Origin of the sequence: Flavobacterium sp., assembly GCF_044361015.1 — a bacterium.
Lineage (GTDB): Bacteria > Bacteroidota > Bacteroidia > Flavobacteriales > Flavobacteriaceae > Flavobacterium.
In genome coordinates this window covers 15,598-35,993 of the sequence record NZ_JBIKJL010000022.1, presented here as the reverse complement: position 1 = coordinate 35,993, position 20,396 = coordinate 15,598, and the positions used below count along the sequence as shown (strand labels likewise).

The following is a 20,396-nucleotide window of genomic DNA, read 5'->3' as shown; positions in this document are numbered from 1 at the left end:
GTGTGATCCATTTCATAACTATTGCCAGCCATTTCTTTACATTTTTCAAAATCGACAATTGCTTCTCTATATGTTTTTGCAAAAATACATTTGATAAATGCTCGGTAGGAAAGCCATCTTTGTGCGTCATGTTCTACTGCTTTATTACAAAATACCATTCCGGCTTCATATTTCTTCATCTTAAATAAAGGCATCGCTTTTTGTTGCCATAAATAGGCAATAGTCGGGTCTTTTTTGAGACCTGCATCCAAGCACTCCTGCAATTCACTCATTTGGTAAAATGAATAGTTTTTGGCACAATTATGCACATATTCATCAACAATTTTTTGCTGAGCTTCTTTTTGAGAAGGATTAGCATTCGAATTTTGAGCGTTTGATTTTAATGAAAATAGCAAAATAGGATAAAAATAGAACAATCTCATTTTTGTGGCTTTAAAAATACTTTGAAAAGTATATATTTTCTTTAAACCTTAAGGTTAATGAGTTGTTAATAATAAAAACATAAATCAATTATTTTAAAAATATAACAATCGTTCATTGATTTGTTACATTTCTTTAGTTATTTTTGCAACTGTTATTGCTAATATTATAATTAATTGATATTGATGATTTAACTATTTTCAATCTCGGACTCACACTATACAAATTATGAAACCAGATTTATTTCAATCTCCTGATTACTATTTATTAGATGATTTGCTCACCGATGAGCACAAATTAGTTCGCGATTCTGCCCGTGCCTGGGTAAAAAGAGAAGTTTCTCCCATCATTGAAGATTATGCTCAACGAGCTGAATTTCCAACACAAATCATAAAAGGTTTAGGAGAAATTGGCGGTTTTGGTCCGTACATTCCCGAAGAATATGGTGGTGCTGGTTTAGACCAAATTTCCTATGGCTTGATAATGCAGGAAATTGAACGAGGTGATTCCGGTGTACGTTCTACCTCATCGGTACAATCATCATTGGTGATGTATCCCATTTGGAAATATGGAAATGAAGAACAACGAATGAAATATCTACCCAAATTGGCCACAGGCGAAATGATGGGTTGCTTTGGATTAACTGAACCCGACCACGGTTCAAATCCAGGAGGAATGACAACCAATTTTAAAGATATAGGCGATCATTACTTATTAAACGGTGCCAAAATGTGGATTTCCAATGCTCCTTTTGCTGATATTGCTGTAGTTTGGGCAAAAAATGAAGAAGGCAGAATCCACGGTTTAATTGTGGAACGTGGAATGGAAGGTTTCACCACTCCTGAAACACACAACAAATGGTCGCTTCGTGCATCATCAACAGGTGAACTAATTTTTGATAATGTAAAAGTCCCAAAAGAAAATTTATTGCCAAATAAATCAGGCTTAGGAGCCCCGCTAGGTTGTTTAGACTCGGCTCGTTACGGAATTGCTTGGGGTGCGATTGGTGCAGCAATGGATTGTTATGATACGGCTTTACGCTATGCGAAAGAACGCATTCAATTTGATAAACCTATTGGGGCTACCCAATTACAACAGAAAAAATTAGCCGAAATGATTACCGAAATTACCAAAGCCCAATTGTTGACATGGCGTTTGGGAGTTTTGAGAAATGAAGGAAAAGCTACTACTGCACAAATTTCAATGGCAAAACGAAACAATGTAGATATGGCTATTCATATTGCCAGAGAAGCAAGACAAATTTTGGGTGGAATGGGCATTACCGGAGAATATTCAATTATGCGACACATGATGAATTTGGAATCGGTTATTACATACGAAGGAACGCATGATATCCATTTGTTGATTACGGGAGCAGATATTACAGGAATGCAAGCGTTTAAATAAAATTCCAAATTTTGAAGATTTTTATATTAAACAAAAACTAAATTCTACATAAATAGCTTCTCTTATTGGGGAAGCTTTTTTATTTTTGATAAAAATTATGCCATGAACATTCAAACAATTCAAAATAAAATTCAACCACAAAAAAATAGATTACTCAATCATTCTCTATATAAAAATATTAAAACCATTGACGATTTAAGAGTATTTCAGGGAAGCCACATTTATGCTGTTTGGGATTTTATGTCGCTTTTAAAAGCTTTACAATCAAAATTGACTTGTACTTCTACCCCATGGTTACCCGTCGGAAATCCGGAAACACGCTATTTAATCAACGAAATTGTATTGGCGGAAGAAACCGATCTTTCATTCGACGGTAAACGTTTGAGTCACTTTGAAATGTATCTTGAAGCCATGCAAGCCAGTGGTTCGAATACATTGGAGATTGACTCATTTTTGAATCATGTGATTGCAACGAAGAACATTTTTGTATCGATCAAAAAAAGTGAATTACATCCAAATATTAAAGCCTTTTTAGATTTTACATTCCGAATCATCGAAGAGGGAAAACCCCATAAAATTGCGGCTGCATTTACTTTTGGAAGAGAAGATTTGATTCCTGAAATGTTTACAGCAATCTTAAAAAACTTTCAATCTAGTTTTCCTGAAATAGATTTGTCGAAACTCATTTATTATTTTGAAAGACATATTGAACTAGACGGAGATGAACACGGGCCGATGGCGATGCAAATGATTAGTGAATTATGCGAAAATAACGAAACCAAATGGAAAGAAGTGGAAGAAGTTTCTGTTTTAGCTTTAGAAAAAAGAATCGGACTTTGGGATGCCATTGAAGAAAAAATACATAAAAAAGAAGTTTGTTACTAATCTATAGCAATGATAGCTAATTCTCATCATAGATTTTCCAAAAAACAAGTAGTCACAAGTCGGGCTATGAATTTCATCTTGTGTATTTTATTCTTGGTTACTCTCAGTTGTTCCGATGATGAAACTGAAGTAGTTTTGGTTGACGACACTCCTTCGGTAGCCTTCAAATATTTAGCATTGGGTGACAGTTACACCAAAGGCGAAGCAGTTTGCGATGCCTGTAAATTCCCTTCGCAATTACAAGACAGTTTGCAGAATTATTTAACTTCAAATGAAGTTATTAATCTTAAAGTTGTTGCACAAACGGGTTGGACGACCACCAATTTAAAAACGGCAATTATTAATGAAAATCTAAATGCAGAATATGATTTAGTGACCCTATTAATTGGCGTAAATAACCAGTACCAAAACAAACCTTTTTCGCTATATGAACAAGAATTTCCGGAGCTTTTAAATACTGCAATTACATTGGCAAAAGGTGATTTGAATCGTGTTATTGTTGTTTCCATTCCGGATTATGCTTATACTTTATTTGGTCTTGGAGGAAATGAAGATTTAATTTCGAGTCAAATCGATCAATACAATTTATTTGCTAAAAATCACACGGAATCATTGGGAGTAACTTTTGTAAATATCACAGATATAACGAGACAAGGCCTAGCGAATCCCGCTTTGGTAGCTTATGATAATTTGCATCCTTCTGAATTAGCTTATACCAAATTTGTAGAACGTTTGCTCCCGATTGCGAAAATTAAATTGGGGATTGATTAATTATTGCTGCGGAGCAATTTCCAATTCAAGTCCATCTAATTCCTCACTTAAATGAATCTGACAACCTAATCTTGAATTTTCTTTCACATGATAGGCATCGGCTAACATGGCTTTTTCATCATCATTGCTTGATGTTTTTAAAACATCGTTTAACAAATAGCATTGACACGAAGCACACATGGCCATTCCGCCGCAAACACCAACAGTCCCTTCTTCGGCTAATTCATACATTCGAATGAGTTCCATGACATTCATATTCATGTCGGTTGGAGCTTGTACTTCGTGTTTGACACCGTTTCTGTCGGTTATGTACACTATTATGTCTTTCAGCATTTTATTTATTGTTGGGGCTTTTATTTTCTTGTAAACTTCTAACTATTTCTTTTCTTACTTAGCTGTTGAAAGTCTAACAGGTCTTTCAATCTGCCTGAAGCAAGCTTGTTTTTCATCAAATCTTCAAAGTCTATGTATGGAACTTTAAAATTTTCTTCAAGTATCCAATTACAATGACTTTTACTTTCAAGAAAATTTAATCCGGAAACTTTGGTTAAGATTTCTATTTTCCTTGGTTCTATACCCATACTCCAAACATCAAATGTATCACTAAAAAATTCCTCAAGTGAAAATATTGGTGCTCCAAATTCTTTATAAACTTTCTTTAATTTAAAATAATTTTCTTCACTTTGATTTACCCACAAATCCATATCGCCCGTACTTCTCCCATACCCATGAAGAATTACTGCATAACCACCAACTAATAAATAATCCACATCATGTTTATCTAAAAGTAGTAAGAAATCTAAAAAATCTCTGTTAAATAGATTCGGCATGTTTTCTTGAAGATATTATAGTTCTATCCACTTTTTGGTCTGGACTTGAATTATAAATTGAATTAATAATATCACATACATAATTCAAACGTTCAATCGGAGTTTTATCATTGTAAAAAGTTACATGATCATCAGCTTCTTCAAATGTTAATTTAGAAGCAACACTTCTGTTCATTTTTATTGTATCCATTATACAAAGGTAAAAATTTAATCAATCGCTTTAACCACTGCTTTCTCCGCTTCTTTTCTTGTGCCGTCAAAACCATCCACTCCTGAAACGGTAGTGTATTTTAATACATATTTTTTACCTGGATTCAGTCGGTTGTAAACACTCTGACACATTAATGTTGCTTCGTGAAATCCGCATAGGATAAGTTTTAATTTCCCAGGATAAATATTTACGTCGCCAATAGCATAAATTCCATTGATGTTGGTTTGATAATCCAATGCATTATTTACTTTAATGGCATTTTTTTCAATTTCTAATCCCCAGTTGGCAATGGCACCTAATTTAGGTGTCAAACCAAATAACGGAATAAAATAATCGGTCACCACATTCATTCGGGCACCATTGACTTCAATGTCTACTGATTCGATACGTTCAGTTCCTTTGAAACCAATCACTTCAGCAGGCGTAATTAATTTAATTTTTCCTGCATTTTTCAATTCTTGTACTTTCTCTACAGAATCTAACGCCCCACGAAATTCATTTCTACGGTGAACTAAAGTCACTTCTGCTGCCACATCCGCTAGGAAAATACTCCAATCCAATGCTGAATCACCACCTCCCGAAATTACAATTTTCTTTCCGCTATATTTTTCGGGATCTTTAACAAAATAATCCACTCCACGATCATTTTGTTCGTAAAACTCTATGTCTTTCAAAAGTGGTTTTCTAGGCTCAAAAGTCCCTAAACCTCCAGCAATAGCAATTGCTTTTGCTTGATGTTGAGTGCCTTCATTAGTGGTTACAATAAAGCTTCCGTCTTCGAGTTTATCAATTGTTTCAGCGGTTTCACCCAAAGTAAATCCGGGTTGAAATTGCTTGATTTGTTCCATTAAATTGGTCACTAAATCACCTGCTAATACTTCGGGATAACCCGGAATATCATAGATAGGTTTTTTAGGATATAATTCTGCTAATTGTCCACCTGGTTGAGGAAGTGCATCAATTAAATGACATTTCAATTTTAATAAGCCTGCTTCAAATACGGCAAAAAGCCCTGTCGGGCCTGCTCCAATAATAAGGATATCGGTTTGTATCATTCTTTTTATTTGCTAAGGTTCAAAGTGACTGTGTTACTAAGATTTTTGTAGCGGCGAAATTAGACTTGTTTGCGATTTAAAAACATGACTTATGTCAGTTTTGAATACTATCACAAAAAGTTATAATTCTCACTTTTTAAGCTACGTTTTCCACCGTTTCAATTTGTGGCACATACCTTTTGATTGTAGTTTCCACACCTGCCTTTAAAGTCATTTGATTCACACTACATCCCACACAAGCACCTTCTAATCGAACTTTTACATGTTTCTCTTCTAAAACCTCAATCAATGAAATATTACCGCCGTCGGAAATCAAAAACGGACGGATTTCATCTAACGCTTTTTCGATACCTAATCTAATTTCTTCTTCTGTCATTATTTCTTGCCTTTAACCTCTCCCCGACCCTCTCCAAAGGAGAGGGAGAAAAGCGGAATTATTTTTTCTTAATAGCTGAACATCCAGCCATGGTGGTTATTTTAATTGCTTCTGTGGGAGGTAAAAACTCATTTCTGTTTACTACTTCCTGCACTATATTTCTAGCTATATTTTCAAATGCAGCTTCTAATGGCGTGGCTGTTTGAAGTGCTGCAGGACGACCATAATCTCCCGCTTCACGAATACTTTGTACCAATGGCAGTTCTCCCAACAAAGGCACTTGTAAATCTTCTGCAAGATTTTTTGCTCCTTCTTTTCCAAAGATATAATATTTGTTATTGGGTAGTTCTTCCGGTGTAAAATAGGCCATATTTTCAATAATTCCCAAAACAGGCACTTTAATAGCATCGGATAAAAACATCGAAACTCCTTTTTTAGCATCGGCCAGAGCAACTGCCTGTGGTGTACTAACAACTACCGCTCCTGTAATGGGTAACGACTGCATAATTGAAAGATGAATATCACCGGTTCCGGGTGGTAAATCGATTAACATAAAATCAAGTTGTCCCCAATCAGCATCAAATATCATCTGATTTAAGGCTTTCGCAGCCATTGGTCCACGCCAAATAACGGCTTGATCAGGTTTGGTAAAAAAGCCAATCGATAAAATTTTAACTTCGTAGCTCTCAACGGGTTTCATTTTTGATTTTCCATCTACTTCAACCGATAAAGGTTTTGCGTTTTCCACATCAAACATGATCGGCATGGATGGTCCGTAAATGTCGGCATCTAAAACCCCAACGCTAAAACCCATTTTGGCCAATGTCACTGCTAAATTAGCTGTAACAGTAGATTTACCTACACCCCCTTTTCCGGAAGCAATGGCTATAATATTACTAATTCCGGGAATTTGTTTGCCTTTGATTAAATTTTCAGAGGCTCCTGAAGCTGGTTTTTCCGGTGCCTCAACTTTTATGTTAACTTTGACTTTGGCTTTTTCATACACCAACTCATGAATGGTTTTGATGATGTCAACCTCGGCTCGCTTTTTTATATGTAATGCCGGTGTAGAAAGTAATAAATCAACCACTACCTCATCCCCAAAAGTCAGTACATTTTGAATGGCTCCACTTTCCACCATATTTTTTCCTTCACCAGCGATGCTTATTGTTTCTAAGGCTTTGAGTATTTCTTTTCTATCAAGTTTCATACTAATCAGGTCCCATTGTAGGGGATAAAAAATTTACATTTATTTATACTTAATCCAGATTGCAAATATACTACGAAAAGTAAAGAAACAGTAGTTAAAGAATTGAAAATGTTTATGGAGAGATAGGCAAGTAGTCGCAGTATTCAGTCGCAGTATTCAGTCACAGGGTTCAGTGGCTGGGCTCAGTTTGCTTGTTAGCAGTTGCAATATATTGAACTACTGTTGTATTTTTGTAATTATTTGTAAATTTTTTAAAAATTAGGAAATAATTACAAATAAAAATGTAATTTTGTTTTTGTAAATTTTTGAAAAATTAGGAAATAATGATAGAAAAAGCTCCTGAAAAATTAATAGAAGAAAAATTATTATATTTAAAAGAATCACCTTCAAACGAATATTTTTTTAATAAAATTGAAGAAGATTACCTTTATTGGGATAAAGTGAAATATGTGAGTGCAAGTGATACGGTTCAAATATGGAAAGAAGTAAAACTTATTCGTAATTTAATCGGTAGATCTATTTCAATTAAAGGAAAAAAATACATTGAATTAAAGTATGGTATAAATGATTTCCTTCAACAAAAACTTCACTATTTAGATTTCAACTTTGGGGCCGGAATTCAAAAAGAGCAACTGCTTTCAGATTTAGACAAACATAAATACCTTTCGAATGCTTTGATGGAAGAAAGTATTTTTTCATCGATGATTGAAGGAGCAAGTACTACAAGAGTTAAAGCCAAAGAAATGCTCCGAAAAGGAAGAAAACCTTCCAACAAATCGGAACAAATGATTTTGAATAATTACAAAACGATTCAATATATAAGTGAACAAAAAGCAAATGATTTAACCATTAAAAAGCTGTTTGAAATTCATAGACTAGTTACAGAAAATACGTTAGAGGAAGAAAATATTGGCAAACTCAGAATTTCAAACGATGTGATGGTTATGAATCAGATCACCGGAGAGATAGTTCATACACCACCATCTTTCGATGAACTCGATGAACTGATGAAATCATTTTGTGATTTTTTTAATAATAATCCGAAGGAAAGTTTTATTCATCCAATTGTAAAAGCATCTATTCTTCATTTTTTAATTGGTTTTATTCATCCGTTTGTTGATGGCAATGGAAGAACGGCAAGAGCACTTTTCTATTGGTATCTATTGAAAAATGGTTATTGGTTGACTGAATATTTATCCATTTCAAGAGTAATATTAAAAACAAAGACACAGTACGAAAAAGCATATATTTATACTGAAATTGATGAGATGGATGTTTCGTATTTCATTCATTATCAAGTAAAAGTCTTAACGCAAGCTTTTGAAGATTTAAAAAATTATATCTCTAAAAAGAAAAAAGAAGAAAATAAACTTTCAAAATTTTTAAAGCTTCCCAATATAAATGAAAGACAAGCACAAATTTTATTTTGGTTAGAAGAAGATGAAAATCGCTTTTTCACCGTAAAAGAAATTGAAAATATATTTAAAATTACAAATCAAACAGCGAGAACAGATATTGAAGAATTAGTTGAAAATAATTATTTAAAGAAAATAAGCATCAATAAAAAGTCTTTTAATTATTGGAAAGGAGAAAACTTTGAATCAACATTTATGTAATTATTTGTAAATTTTTGGAAAATTAGGAAATAATAGTAAAAATTAAAAAAATATGGGGTTAACTATTCATTACAGTGGAAAATTAAAATCTGCTTCATCGCTCCCCAAATTGATAGATGAAGTCATAGATGTTGCAAACAGTAATCAATGGGAATACTCTGTTTTTGAAAATAAATTTCCAAAAAATAGTTTTTCGCAAAAAATTGACAAAAAAAATTTATACGGCGTAATGGTAACTCCGCCGGGTTCGGAACCAGTTTGTTTTTCATTTTTGAATAATGGAAAAACGTGTGGTATTTTAAATTATAATTATTTGCAAATTGATTCTTCAATTAATGGGATTAGGTTATATACAATTTCGACAAAAACACAATTTTCAAGTCCGGAAATTCATCAAAAAATTATACATTTATTAGATTATGTCAAGACAAAATACCTTAACAATTTTAAATGTTATGATGAAGGGAAATATTGGGAAACGAGAGACAAAAAAATTTTAATAGAAATTTTTGAACGCAATGAACGGCTAATTAGTAGTTTTTCGAGTGCGGTAGAAATGATTCCAAAAAAAGAAGGTGAAAATTTGGAGGATTATTTAATTCGAATGGCAGGATTAATAAATAATCAAAAAAAATGAAAAGAGATTAATTTTCTAAAAACATTCTTTTTTTGTAATAATCATAATTTTCTACATTTAAATTTGAACCATAACTTTCTAAAAAACTATCACTAAAACTTTGATCAAATTGAGAACGATTTATAAACCCATCAATTTCATTTGAATAATATATATGATTGTTATTTCTTAACTTAACTCTTATTTTTGTTTTAAAATTTCCTTGGTATTTTATTATTGAAAAAGCAAAATATTTTTTGGCTTCAAGAATATTTTGAATATCCTTTCCAGTTCCACACATTTCATACATAAAAGAAAATTCAATTGGTTTCCATTTACCATCTAAATCTTTAGCTTCTTGAATAAATTCTGAATTTAAAAATGTTTCATTATTTGAATTATTAAAAATCAACAATGGATAACAATTAACATATTTGTCCATTAATTTGGAAACATCACTAGAATAGTTATTAATTTTTTTTGATGAATTTATCTCATCTAATTCGGTTGGAACCTTACCATTAATTAATCCATCTTGAATAACATCTTTTGGCCTTGGTACAAATTCATATTCAAAAAAATTATTAGAAACAACATAAGAAGTATCAATAATTATTTTTAAATCATATTTCTTAATTATCGTATCAAAAGGTATTTTTTTAGACTTAAGTTCAGAACATCTGATTAATAATTCCTTTACTTTTTCATCCTTATTAAAATTACATGCTAAAGGTATAAATGTATAAATATTAAGCATATCCTGACTATTCACAGAAACTACATTTTTGACTTCAGGGATAATTAATCGAGGTAAACCACTTTCTCTTTTGTCTACACAAGAGAAAAATATAAAAAATAGTAAAAGTAGATAAAGCCTTCTCATAATATAAAATGTTATTTCATAACGTCAGGCATCCAAAAAAATTTCTCAAAATCAACAATTTGATTGTCAACCACATCAACTCCTTCACTTTCCAGCAATTGCTGCATCAAATTTGTGCCTTGAAAATGATGTTTTCCGGAAAGCATGCCGTTTCTGTTAACCACACGATGTGCCGGTACGTCTTCCAAATTATGTGAAGCATTCATGGCCCAACCGACCATTCGGGCTGAACGGGCAGTTCCTAACGCTTTAGCAATTGCTCCATATGAAGTTACACGACCATAAGGAATTTGGCGAACGATGAAGTAGACTCTTTCGAAGAAATTTTCCTCCATAATGGTTGTTTTACTAATCTTTAAAAAATAGTTTAAAAAGCGAAATCAACGCAACTAAACCAGTGATGGTACCAATAACATAATTAATGTTTTTTGATAAAAAAGAATTACTTCTATCCTTTTTTTTAAAAAAAGAAATATATCCTAAAAAAATTAAAAAAGCGGCAACTGCTGTACCGGTTGAAAAAGCATAAATAAAATAATTGTCAAAATAAAAACAATGATAGGTAGCCAACGTAATGCTTATAAAAACATAATAAGGAATAGGAAACAAATTAAGAGATGACAGTAAAACTCCCATAAAAAAACGACTGGATTTACTTCGCATTTTAATTTCATCTTTCTTTTTTTTGAGCTTATTTTTTTTTCCACTCCAAAAGAAATAAAAAGTGAGGCCCGTAAAAATCACAAATCCTATTTCTTGTAAAAGCGCACCAATATCAGCTCTACCGTCTATAAATCTTGCAAATAAAACGGCAATTAATGTTTGAAAAAACACAATCACTGAAGCTCCTAATGCAAACCAAACTGCTCTATCTTTGCCATCTCGCATGCCCACTTTTGCTGCTGTCATATTGAGTAAACCAGGAAAAGTTGTTCCTAATGCCGCAGAGGAAAGTCCGAGTAAAATTGGTAAGGTTATATTCATTGAGCAGAATATGTGTTAAAATTATTTTATCCTAAATTGAATATAGGTAATTGCCTTATTTATTTCTAGATATTGTTTTTCATAAAAAGTTTGAATAGCCGTTACCACTTCCGGAGCTCCTTCATTTTTATATACATTATGATTGGCATAAATCACCTCATGCCCTTCACCATGAAGCAACCCTAGTGTATAACCATGCATAAATTCACTATCTGTTTTCAAATGCACTAAACCATCCTTTTTTAATATCTTTTTATACCGTTGCAAAAATTCAGTATTAGTCATTCTATGTTTCGTTCTTTTATATTTGATTTGTGGATCAGGAAAAGTAATCCAAATCTCATCTACTTCATTTTCGGCAAAACAAAATTCTACTAATTCAATTTGAGTACGAAGAAACCCAACATTTAGCATTCCGTTTTCTTCAGCTGTTTTAGCACCTCTCCAAAATCGGGCTCCTTTAATATCAATTCCAATAAAATTTTTATCCGGATAACGTTTTGCTAATCCCACTGAGTATTCCCCTTTTCCACACCCTAGTTCCAAAACAATTGGTTTTTCAATCTTAAAAAAATCTTTATTCCAATTGCCTTTCCATTTAAAGTCACCGGAAACTACTTCTTCTCGAGTAGGTTCAATAACATTTTGAAAAGATTGATTTTCCTTGAAACGCTTTAATTTATTCTTACTTCCCACGTAATTTAATTTTTTGGTAAAATTAGGGAAATATACTCAATCAAAAATAGTAGTACTTTTACATTTATTAAATGAGTTATTAAGACTTGGAAACAATCCGCCCAAAAATTCTTGTTGCTCCCTTAAATTGGGGCTTAGGGCATGCTACCAGATGCATCCCAATTATTAAAGCTTTAATAGAAAAAGGCTTTGAACCAATTATTGCTTCTGATGGTGTTGCTTTGCACATTTTGCAAAAAGAATTTCCTCGACTTACTTTTCTTGAACTGCCTTCTTATCAAATTGAATATGCTAAAAAAGGTGCTTTTTTTAAGTGGAAATTGATTAAAAACAGTCCAAAAATGATGGAAGCCATTTATAAAGAGCGAAAACTTGTCAAAAAATGGGTAAAAGAATACGGGATTTCGGGAATCATTTCTGATAATCGGTTAGGGATTTATTCCAAAAAAGTTCCTTCCGTTTTCATCACCCATCAATTAAATGTATTAACTGGGAACACGAGTTGGATTACAAGTAAATTACATCAGTATATAATTAAAAAATATGATGAATGTTGGGTTCCTGATGTAGCAGAAATTCCAAATTTGACAGGAAAACTAGGCCATTTAGAAAACCCTCATTTTAAAATAAACTACATTGGTCCGTTAAGTCGATTTACAAAAAAAGAGTTGCCTAAAAAATATGATTTACTGATTATACTTTCTGGGCCGGAACCACAACGTTCAATATTAGAATTGCATTTAAGAGAAGAAATAAAACGATACAAAGGAAAAGTAGTTTTTGTTAGAGGAGTGATTGAAACGGAACAAAAATCAGAACAAACAGAGCATGTTACTTTTTATAATTTTATGACTTCCGTTGAATTAGAACAAACTTTCAATGAAAGTGAAATTGTTCTTTGCCGTTCAGGATACACAACGGTAATGGATTTGGCAAAATTAGGGAAAAAAGCCTTTTTTATTCCAACCCCTGGTCAATTTGAACAAGAATATTTAGCAAAAAAATACAAAAAAGAAGGTATTGTGCCCTATGCTAAACAAGAAAAATTTGTAATTGAAAATTTATTTGAAATAGATTTGTATAAAGGATTAAATACTTTCAAATACAATTTAGATTTGAAAAAATTATTTCTGCTTTTCGAGCGTGAATGAAAACTCAGAACCCACTCCGAATTGGCTTTCTACATAAATTTTTTCATTATGCCCTTCAATAATATGCTTAACAATTGCTAAGCCTAAACCTGAACCACCTTCAGAACGGGCACCGCTTTTATCTACTCTGTAAAAACGTTCAAACAAACGTGGAATATGTTGTTTTTGAATTCCTTCTCCGTTATCTGTAATACGAATAATTATTTTTTTATTTACCAAATCTTCAATACTTACTTCAGTGGTGCCTCCTTCTTTTCCATACTTAATTGAATTCATTACTAAATTAGTAATTACTTGTTGGATTTTTTCCTGATCGGCTCGAACGTAAATCGGTTTACTGTAATTAGAATCAAAGGTTAATGTAATTTTCTTTTTGGAAGCACGCATTTCCAACAAATCAAAAACATTTTTTATTGTTTCTACGATATCAAATATGGAATAGTCTAAATTTAAATCACCGGTTTCGAGTTTAGTAATCATATCTAAATCTTTGATGATATAAATTAACCGCTCTACTCCTTTTTCGGCTCTTTCAAGGTATTTTTTTCGTAAAACTTTATCATTAGCAGCACCGTCTAATAAAGTAGAAATATAACCTTGAACAGTAAAAAGGGGGGTTTTTAGCTCATGAGATACGTTTCCTAAAAATTCTCTCCGGTATTCTTCACGAACTTTTAAGGTTTCAATTTCTAATTTTTTATCGGTGGCGAATTTTTTAACTTCTTTGGTTAAGGTTGCCATATCTGTTGTGATGGGTTGACTTCTGAAAGTGGTAGAATCCAACAAAGAAACATCATCATATATTTTTTTTACCCGACGATAAATGAAGCGTTCTACACGATATTGTACTATAAAAAAAGAAAAAAGGTAGATAGAAATTGTAAATACAGTAATCAATACATAATTCACCTGATTGAAGTAATACAACAATAAGGTTAAAAAAACCATTGAAAAAAAAGTAATGTAAAAAGCAGATTTAACTGCAAATTTATAGGTCTTTTTAAAACTAATAGCCATTGAAAAAAGTTTGTTTTTGCATACTCAGTTCAAAAGTAAGCTATTCTGAAGGCAAAGTCAAACAAAGAATTAAATTTCAAACTTATATCCTACTCCTTTGATTGTTTTAAAAAGTTCATCACCAATTTTTTCACGCAACTTTCGGATGTGAACATCGATTGTTCTTCCACCTACAATTACTTCGTTGCCCCAAACTTTATCAAGAATTTCTTCTCGTTTAAATACTTTTCCGGGTTTTGAGGCTAATAGATAAAACAATTCAAACTCTTTTCTTGGTAAAATAATTTCTTTTCCGTCTTGGATTATTTTATATTCTTCTCTATTAACTTCAATATTTCCAACGATTAGTATGTCACCTTTAGGATCTTCTCCTTTTAAACGTCTCAGCAATGCTTTTACTTTACTCACCAATACTTTTGGTTTAATTGGTTTAGCAATATAATCATCAGCTCCTGCATCAAATCCGGCAACTTGAGAATAATCTTCACTTCTGGCAGTTAAAAAAACAATAATAACATTTGACAACTCGGGAATTTTTCGAATGTTTTCACAAGCTTCCATTCCGTCCATTTCTGGCATCATGACATCCATTATAATAAGGTGAGGTAATTCTTTTTTTGCTTTATGGATTGCCTCTTTACCATTCGTTGCCGTAACTATTTGGTATCCTTCTTGAGACAAATTATAGCCAACTATTTCGAGTATATCTTGTTCATCGTCAACCAATAATATCTTAATGTCTTTTTTTTTCATTCCTTTTTATTTATGCTTTTGCGATGTAAAGATAAAGATAATACAAAATGAAAAACGTTCTTAACGGTAATTTAATGTGATAACCTTTTCATAACATGAATGAAACTTAATCATAACAAGTGGGTAACCCCAACTTTACATGGCGTCCATTACTTTGCCTTAATTTTACTCAAACAAAATAATGAAAATTAAATTACTTATTATTACCCTATTTATCACCTTCTTTTCAACCGCTCAAAAAGGCACAGTTTCTGGTGTACTTACCGACAAAGATATGAATAATGAACCATTACCATTTGCAAATGCATTGATAAAAGGTACAACCATAGGAACTACAACAGATATTGATGGAAAATATTCGCTTTCAGTTGAACCGGGAAATTATACATTAGAATTAAGTTTTTTAGGATATCAAACTATTGAAGTGCCTATCAACGTTAAAGCAGGACAAACGGTAACTGTTAACAAGGCTTTGACCTCGGGTGAAGGAGTAATGTTGCAAGATGTTGTAGTAGTTACTTCACGGAAAAAAAATACAGAAGCTGCTGTGATGATAGAAATTAAAGAAGCCAAACAAGTTGTAAGTGCTATTTCAGCAGAACAGATAAGTAAAGGGACAGATGGTAATGCAGCCGAAGCTATGCAGCGGATACCAGGTATAACTGTTGTAGATGGTAGATACGTGATGATAAGAGGACTAAGCCAGCGTTATAATAATGTTTTGATTAATAATGCTTTAGCCCCAAGTACGGAGGTTGATATGAGAACATTTTCATTTGATTTAATTCCTACTTCGGCCTTAGATAAATTAGTAGTTTACAAAACTGGATCAGCTAATTTACCCGGAGATTTTGCTGGAGGTATTATTGAAGTGACAACATCAGAAAATACAACTGAGTTTACAAATGTTCAACTTGGATTTGGATATTTAAACGAAACTAGTTTCAACGATTATTATCAATCAGAAGGCTCATCTACAGATTTTTTAGGTTTTGATGATGGTTTCAGACAATTGCCTGGTAGTTTTCCTAGTACATCTATTCTTCAGGGTTCAGGGAGAAATTCACAAATTAGAGTGGATGCTGCTCATAGCCTTCCAAACAATTTTGAGGCGGAGAATAGTAGTGCATTCTTAGATTCTTACGTTGCTTTTGGGTTTGGAAGAAACTTCAATATAGGTAATGTAGTTGTTAACTCAACTAATAGTATTGGTCAATCAACTCAATATCAATATTACCAAAGATCGTTTAATCGTTACTTTACTTTGAATGAAGGTCAAGACAGGCCACAAGAATGGTTAAAGTACTTGGATGAAACATACGCCAAAAGATCTAAAATAACTATTTTATCTAATTGGAATTTTAGATTTAATGACAAACATTCTCTGAAATTCAAAAACCTTTTTAATCAAATTGGACAAGATGAGACAATTATCAGAAATGGTTTCAACTTTCAACAAGGTCCTGATAATTTATACAAAAACTATGCTTTAGCTTATAATCAGCGATTTATTTATACTGGTCAACTTGAAGGAACGCACCGATTTGATGAAAAAAACAGATTGGAATGGGTAATAGGTTACAATTCAGTGAATGACCTTACGCCTGACTTAAGACGTTTTAGAACTTTTAGAGACGTTAATAGCCCTAACAGCAACTTTACAATCATTGATCCACCCTCGTCTAATCTTTTTGACAACAGTAGATTTTATGGTGAATCCAAAGAGTTTAATATTGGTAATGGTGCAAATTACACCTATACTTTAAATAGAATTAAAGGTGATGAAGAACTTGCACCCTTTAAATTTAAAGCTGGTTATTATATTGATTATCGATCAAAAGAATATGATTCTCGCTATTTTTCGTATTTAGTGCCAGGATATGTTACTACTGATAGAGCAATCGAGTTAAAAAATCTACCATTGAGCGAAGTATTCAATAACCAAAATGTTAATTCCACAGACGGATGGGTCATTGAGGAGGGTACTAGACCTATTGATTCCTTTAGTGGAACAAACTTATATACTGCCGGTTATGCTATGGCTGAATTACCGATTGGTAAATTTGATATTACTACTGGAGTTAGGTTAGAGTATAATATACAAAACTTAGATGCTAGAGATGATTTTGAAGATAAAAGTACTGAAAAAGCAACAACTTTTGTACTCCCTTCATTGAATGTTGCTTATACTTTTAACGAGAAAAACTTGCTCCGTTTTGCATATAGCAAAACTCTTAACAGACCTGAATTTAGGGAAATTGCTCCGTTTTTATTCTATGATTTTGTTAACGATAGAGGAATTGAAGGTAAACCGTTAGAGGTTGCAACAATTGACAATTTAGATTTAAGATATGAAATATATCCAAGAAAAGGCGAAACAATTAGTTTTGGAGCTTTTTATAAAAACTTTATCAATCCTATTGAATTAGTGGCTCAAATTACAACTGAACAGCCGCAATTTTTTTATAAAAACGCAGATAAAGCACAAAATGCAGGAATTGAGCTAGAGTTTAGAAAATCATTTAGTGAACTTTTTTCTAGTAAATTTTTACAAAGATTATCTACCAATATTAATGCTGCATATATAGTTTCTGAGGTAAACCTTGGAAATGTAACTTCACAACAAGCTGACAGAGCACTTCAAGGACAATCACCTTACATAATTAACATTGCTGTTGGTTATGAGGATAAAGATAATGGATTGAATGCAAATTTAATATATAATCGATTTGGCGATCGAATTGATACTGTAGGAGATGTATTATTCCCTACCATTTATGAATTATCAAGAAACAACCTTGACTTTACAATTTCAAAAAACTTTAATAAAGTGAAAGTTAAAGTAGGAATTCAGGATTTATTAAATTCACCTTTTAGATTTTATGAAGACTCAAACCGTGATGAAAAAATCACATCAAGAGATAACGAAGTATCGGAATATACCCGCGGCACCATGTTCACTCTTGATTTAACATATAATTTTTAAACCTAAATATTTTTAACAATTAATTATTGACTATTATGAAAAAAGTAATTTATTTATTTGCTAGTATTTTTATGCTTGGAGCCACATTAACATCATGTGACTCAGATGACGAAGGTGGTAATACACCTGATCCTGATCCAACTCCGCTCTATACAGAATTATCTGGAAATTTAACTACACAAACCCTAACGAAGGATAAAAAATATCTTATTAAGGGTCAAACATTTGTGAGAACAGGTCAAGTTTTAACTATTCAACCAGGAACTGTAATCTTCGGTGACAAAGCAACAAAGGGTACTTTGGTTATTGACAGAGGAGGAAAACTTGAAGCTAGTGGAACTGCTGCTGAACCAATCGTATTTACATCATCTTTAGCTCCAGGAACAAGAGATAGAGGAGATTGGGGCGGACTAGTAATCTTAGGTAAAGCAAATGTTAATCAAGATAATCCAGCTATTGAAGGAATTTCTCCAGCAGCTAATTTTGGTGGAACTGATGATGCGGACGATTCTGGAGCCTTAAAATATGTACGCGTAGAATTTGCAGGTATCGAATTAACACCTAACAACGAAACGAACTCTATCACCTTAGGTGCTGTTGGTAGCCAAACAGAAATGGAATATTGCCAGGTAAGTTACGGTGGTGATGATGGTTTTGAGTGGTTTGGTGGAACTGTAAACGGAAATTACTTAATTGCTTTCGCATGTTGGGATGATAGTTTTGATGTTGACTTCGGTTACACAGGAAAAAATCAATTTGGTGTGGAAGTAAGATACCCAAGTTATGCTGACCAATCGGGTTCTAACTCTTTTGAGTGTGATAATGGTCCTAATGACAACGTAACTACTTTGCTAACTACTGGTGTATTTTCTAATTTTACTTGTGTAGGTCCAAAATCTACCAATGCACAATCGGTAAATGCCAACTACCAACATTCTATAGACTTGAGAAGAAGAACTGCCGTAACAATTGCAAATTCAGTTTTTATTGGATATCCTAGAGGAATCAGAATGAATCAACAATCAGTTTACGATAATTACGCTGCCAATACAGGTAAATTGTTAAACAACATTATGGTAGCTCCAACAACAACTTATTCAGTTGGAACAGGAATGACAGCAACAGCTACTGATGTTGGAAATTGGTTTACTGTTACAAATACTTCAATTACCGCAGCAACTGAAGACCAATTTGCTGTTTTAGGTTTAGCTTCAAACATAGCTTTTGGACAAAATTTACCTTCTTCCTATCCTGCTAACCCTAATTTTGCTGTGACAGCTGGTTCTTTGGCAACTGGTGCTGCTTTTACCGATGCCAAATTAGCTGGTTTAACAAGTGTTTCTTACAGAGGTGCTTTTGGAGCAACTGACTGGACTGACGGTTGGGCTGAATTTTTACCAAACGCAAAAGTATACTAGAATTTTATAAAATTTATGAAGAGCTTAGCATTAAAAATGCTAAGCTCTTTGTATTTTTGAGAAATTCCTATTCTATTAAAAATCATGAAAAATTATTTACTTTTGAGCTTCCTCTTTTTACTGTTCTCGTGTGAGAAAGAAAAAATCAATTCAAATCCAGACCACTATTTAACTAAAGAAAAACAAGAAGAATTTAAACTTTCGATTGTAAGGTATTACGAAAAATTACCTAAAAAAAATGCTACTCACGAAACTAAATTTGATACGCTACACGACTCCTACTATATCAAAAAAGCTAAAAATTCAGATTTAATGTACTTATATATAGATGCAGATTCAACTTATTACTTTGCTATCGCTAAAATAGCTCCAAGCCTAAAAATTAAAAAAGTAGCCACTATTGGAAAATTAAAAAAAGACCAATCAGGAGCAATTAGCTATTATGAAGAAGCGATAAGAACTTGGAAAATGGAAGAAGCTGAACTAAAACAAAAAACCTTATTATTATTTGAGAAATATGTAAATAATGAAGATTTATCTCCTTATTATACCAAGAATTCGGGAAATGAATTTTATATAGAATTCCCGGATGAGATCAACGAATATGATGTAGAAAAGAGACAATGGGCTACAAAAAACCAATAATAAAATAGAAAAAGAAGTTCATTTGTAAGAACTTCTTTTTTTTTGGTATACTATTTGAAATAAATTTATATCTTTACAAATGAAAATTGTGCCATGGCAAAAAAATACTTTTATACTATTATTTTATTGTTTTGTTTTCTTGGAGAGAATGCTCTTGCCCAGGAAAACAAACCAAAGCCTCAGGAAACCACCATTGAGGGGTTAAGTTTTTACCCTAACCCGGTAAGTAACGGAAAAGTTTATATTACTTCTAAATCAACTTTGGATAAAGAAGTAATTATTTTTGACATTTTAGGAAAAATTGTATTACAAAGCACAATTACCTCAAAAGAATTAAACGTTTCTTCACTTTCGCCAGGCGTTTATATGATTAAAATCAAAGAAGGAGATGCAACAGCCACAAGAAAACTGATTATTAAATAGTTAGGTTTTCATTATTTTACTTTTGTTATTACAATTTTTTAAT

22 protein-coding genes and 1 pseudogene are annotated in these 20,396 nt (G+C 32.5%); 10 read left to right on the top strand and 13 right to left on the bottom strand.

The features are described from left to right. Positions 1-422 (bottom strand): annotated as a pseudogene (locus ACIQ2Z_RS07350) (hypothetical protein); the annotation flags it as partial. A gap of 226 nt (positions 423-648) precedes the next feature. On the opposite strand from ACIQ2Z_RS07350, the gene ACIQ2Z_RS07345 reads away from it, so the two are divergent. The 3 genes from ACIQ2Z_RS07345 to ACIQ2Z_RS07335 all read left to right on the top strand — a co-directional run bounded on the left by ACIQ2Z_RS07345 (position 649) and on the right by ACIQ2Z_RS07335 (position 3,483). After that, positions 649-1,827, top strand: coding sequence for an acyl-CoA dehydrogenase family protein (locus ACIQ2Z_RS07345; protein ID WP_396183496.1), 1,179 nt, complete (start codon positions 649-651; stop codon positions 1,825-1,827). Positions 1,828-1,929: 102 nt separating this feature from the next. Continuing rightward, positions 1,930-2,712, top strand: a complete 783-nt coding sequence (locus tag ACIQ2Z_RS07340; protein WP_396183495.1) for a DUF3050 domain-containing protein — start codon at positions 1,930-1,932, stop codon at positions 2,710-2,712. A gap of 66 nt (positions 2,713-2,778) precedes the next feature. Beyond that, the gene (locus ACIQ2Z_RS07335) at positions 2,779-3,483 is read left to right on the top strand and encodes an SGNH/GDSL hydrolase family protein (protein ID WP_396183494.1); all 705 of its coding nucleotides are present in this window, start codon (positions 2,779-2,781) and stop codon (positions 3,481-3,483) included. Here ACIQ2Z_RS07335 and ACIQ2Z_RS07330 read toward each other — a convergent pair whose 3' ends face one another. The 6 genes from ACIQ2Z_RS07330 to ACIQ2Z_RS07305 form a co-directional block, all read right to left on the bottom strand. Then, positions 3,484-3,816: a ferredoxin gene (locus ACIQ2Z_RS07330; protein ID WP_396183493.1), complete on the bottom strand. Its 333-nt coding sequence runs from the start codon at positions 3,814-3,816 to the stop codon at positions 3,484-3,486. Between the two features lie 38 nt (positions 3,817-3,854). Beyond that, positions 3,855-4,313, bottom strand: a complete 459-nt coding sequence (locus ACIQ2Z_RS07325) for a hypothetical protein (RefSeq protein WP_396183492.1) — start codon at positions 4,311-4,313, stop codon at positions 3,855-3,857. Then, positions 4,297-4,488, bottom strand: a complete 192-nt coding sequence (locus ACIQ2Z_RS07320) for a hypothetical protein (RefSeq protein WP_396183491.1) — start codon at positions 4,486-4,488, stop codon at positions 4,297-4,299. The genes ACIQ2Z_RS07325 and ACIQ2Z_RS07320 overlap by 17 nt, the downstream gene beginning before the upstream one ends. A gap of 32 nt (positions 4,489-4,520) precedes the next feature. Next, on the bottom strand, positions 4,521-5,579 hold the full coding sequence (locus tag ACIQ2Z_RS07315) for an NAD(P)/FAD-dependent oxidoreductase (RefSeq protein ID WP_396183490.1): 1,059 nt from the start codon (positions 5,577-5,579) through the stop codon (positions 4,521-4,523). Positions 5,580-5,715: 136 nt separating this feature from the next. Beyond that, the gene (locus ACIQ2Z_RS07310) at positions 5,716-5,955 is read right to left on the bottom strand and encodes a NifU family protein (protein ID WP_396183489.1); all 240 of its coding nucleotides are present in this window, start codon (positions 5,953-5,955) and stop codon (positions 5,716-5,718) included. Positions 5,956-6,013: 58 nt separating this feature from the next. Beyond that, entirely contained in the window at positions 6,014-7,165 is a 1,152-nt protein-coding gene (locus tag ACIQ2Z_RS07305; RefSeq protein ID WP_396183488.1) for a P-loop NTPase, read from the bottom strand. A 323-nt stretch (positions 7,166-7,488) separates the two neighbouring features. On the opposite strand from ACIQ2Z_RS07305, the gene ACIQ2Z_RS07300 reads away from it, so the two are divergent. Both ACIQ2Z_RS07300 and ACIQ2Z_RS07295 read left to right on the top strand, forming a co-directional pair. Next, the gene (locus ACIQ2Z_RS07300; RefSeq protein ID WP_396183487.1) at positions 7,489-8,781 is read left to right on the top strand and encodes a Fic family protein; all 1,293 of its coding nucleotides are present in this window, start codon (positions 7,489-7,491) and stop codon (positions 8,779-8,781) included. Positions 8,782-8,833: 52 nt separating this feature from the next. Next, entirely contained in the window at positions 8,834-9,418 is a 585-nt protein-coding gene (locus ACIQ2Z_RS07295; RefSeq protein WP_396183486.1) for a hypothetical protein, read from the top strand. Between the two features lie 7 nt (positions 9,419-9,425). On the opposite strand, the gene ACIQ2Z_RS07290 is transcribed toward ACIQ2Z_RS07295, so the two are convergent. The 4 genes from ACIQ2Z_RS07290 to trmB form a co-directional block, all read right to left on the bottom strand. Further along, positions 9,426-10,169 (bottom strand): hypothetical protein, encoded by a 744-nt coding sequence (locus ACIQ2Z_RS07290; RefSeq protein ID WP_396183485.1) that lies wholly within the window; start codon positions 10,167-10,169, stop codon positions 9,426-9,428. 122 nt (positions 10,170-10,291) lie between these two features. Further along, on the bottom strand, positions 10,292-10,618 hold the full coding sequence (locus ACIQ2Z_RS07285) for an MGMT family protein (protein ID WP_396183498.1): 327 nt from the start codon (positions 10,616-10,618) through the stop codon (positions 10,292-10,294). Between the two features lie 10 nt (positions 10,619-10,628). Then, a complete protein-coding gene (locus tag ACIQ2Z_RS07280; RefSeq protein WP_396183484.1) occupies positions 10,629-11,264 on the bottom strand; it encodes a LysE family transporter in 636 nt (211 codons plus the stop codon). 21 nt (positions 11,265-11,285) lie between these two features. Next, entirely contained in the window at positions 11,286-11,960 is a 675-nt protein-coding gene (gene trmB / locus ACIQ2Z_RS07275; protein WP_396183483.1) for a tRNA (guanosine(46)-N7)-methyltransferase TrmB, read from the bottom strand. A gap of 95 nt (positions 11,961-12,055) precedes the next feature. Here trmB and ACIQ2Z_RS07270 point away from each other — a divergent pair, with 95 nt between their 5' ends. Then, entirely contained in the window at positions 12,056-13,111 is a 1,056-nt protein-coding gene (locus tag ACIQ2Z_RS07270) for a glycosyltransferase (protein WP_396183497.1), read from the top strand. Here the strand turns inward: ACIQ2Z_RS07270 and ACIQ2Z_RS07265 are convergent. Together ACIQ2Z_RS07265 and ACIQ2Z_RS07260 are read right to left on the bottom strand one after the other, a co-directional pair. Next, entirely contained in the window at positions 13,085-14,128 is a 1,044-nt protein-coding gene (locus ACIQ2Z_RS07265; RefSeq protein ID WP_396183482.1) for a sensor histidine kinase, read from the bottom strand. The two genes, ACIQ2Z_RS07270 and ACIQ2Z_RS07265, sit on opposite strands and share 27 nt — an antisense overlap. A 69-nt stretch (positions 14,129-14,197) precedes the next feature. Continuing rightward, on the bottom strand, positions 14,198-14,881 hold the full coding sequence (locus tag ACIQ2Z_RS07260; protein WP_396183481.1) for a response regulator transcription factor: 684 nt from the start codon (positions 14,879-14,881) through the stop codon (positions 14,198-14,200). Positions 14,882-15,062: 181 nt separating this feature from the next. Here ACIQ2Z_RS07260 and ACIQ2Z_RS07255 point away from each other — a divergent pair, with 181 nt between their 5' ends. The 4 genes from ACIQ2Z_RS07255 to ACIQ2Z_RS07240 all read left to right on the top strand — a co-directional run bounded on the left by ACIQ2Z_RS07255 (position 15,063) and on the right by ACIQ2Z_RS07240 (position 20,353). Then, positions 15,063-17,867, top strand: a complete 2,805-nt coding sequence (locus ACIQ2Z_RS07255) for a carboxypeptidase-like regulatory domain-containing protein (RefSeq protein ID WP_396183480.1) — start codon at positions 15,063-15,065, stop codon at positions 17,865-17,867. A 35-nt stretch (positions 17,868-17,902) separates the two neighbouring features. Further along, positions 17,903-19,285: a hypothetical protein gene (locus ACIQ2Z_RS07250; RefSeq protein ID WP_396183479.1), complete on the top strand. Its 1,383-nt coding sequence runs from the start codon at positions 17,903-17,905 to the stop codon at positions 19,283-19,285. Between the two features lie 84 nt (positions 19,286-19,369). Beyond that, positions 19,370-19,930, top strand: coding sequence for a hypothetical protein (locus ACIQ2Z_RS07245; protein WP_396183478.1), 561 nt, complete (start codon positions 19,370-19,372; stop codon positions 19,928-19,930). Between the two features lie 93 nt (positions 19,931-20,023). Continuing rightward, a complete protein-coding gene (locus tag ACIQ2Z_RS07240; protein WP_396183477.1) occupies positions 20,024-20,353 on the top strand; it encodes a T9SS type A sorting domain-containing protein in 330 nt (109 codons plus the stop codon). Positions 20,354-20,396: the final 43 nt, after the last annotated feature.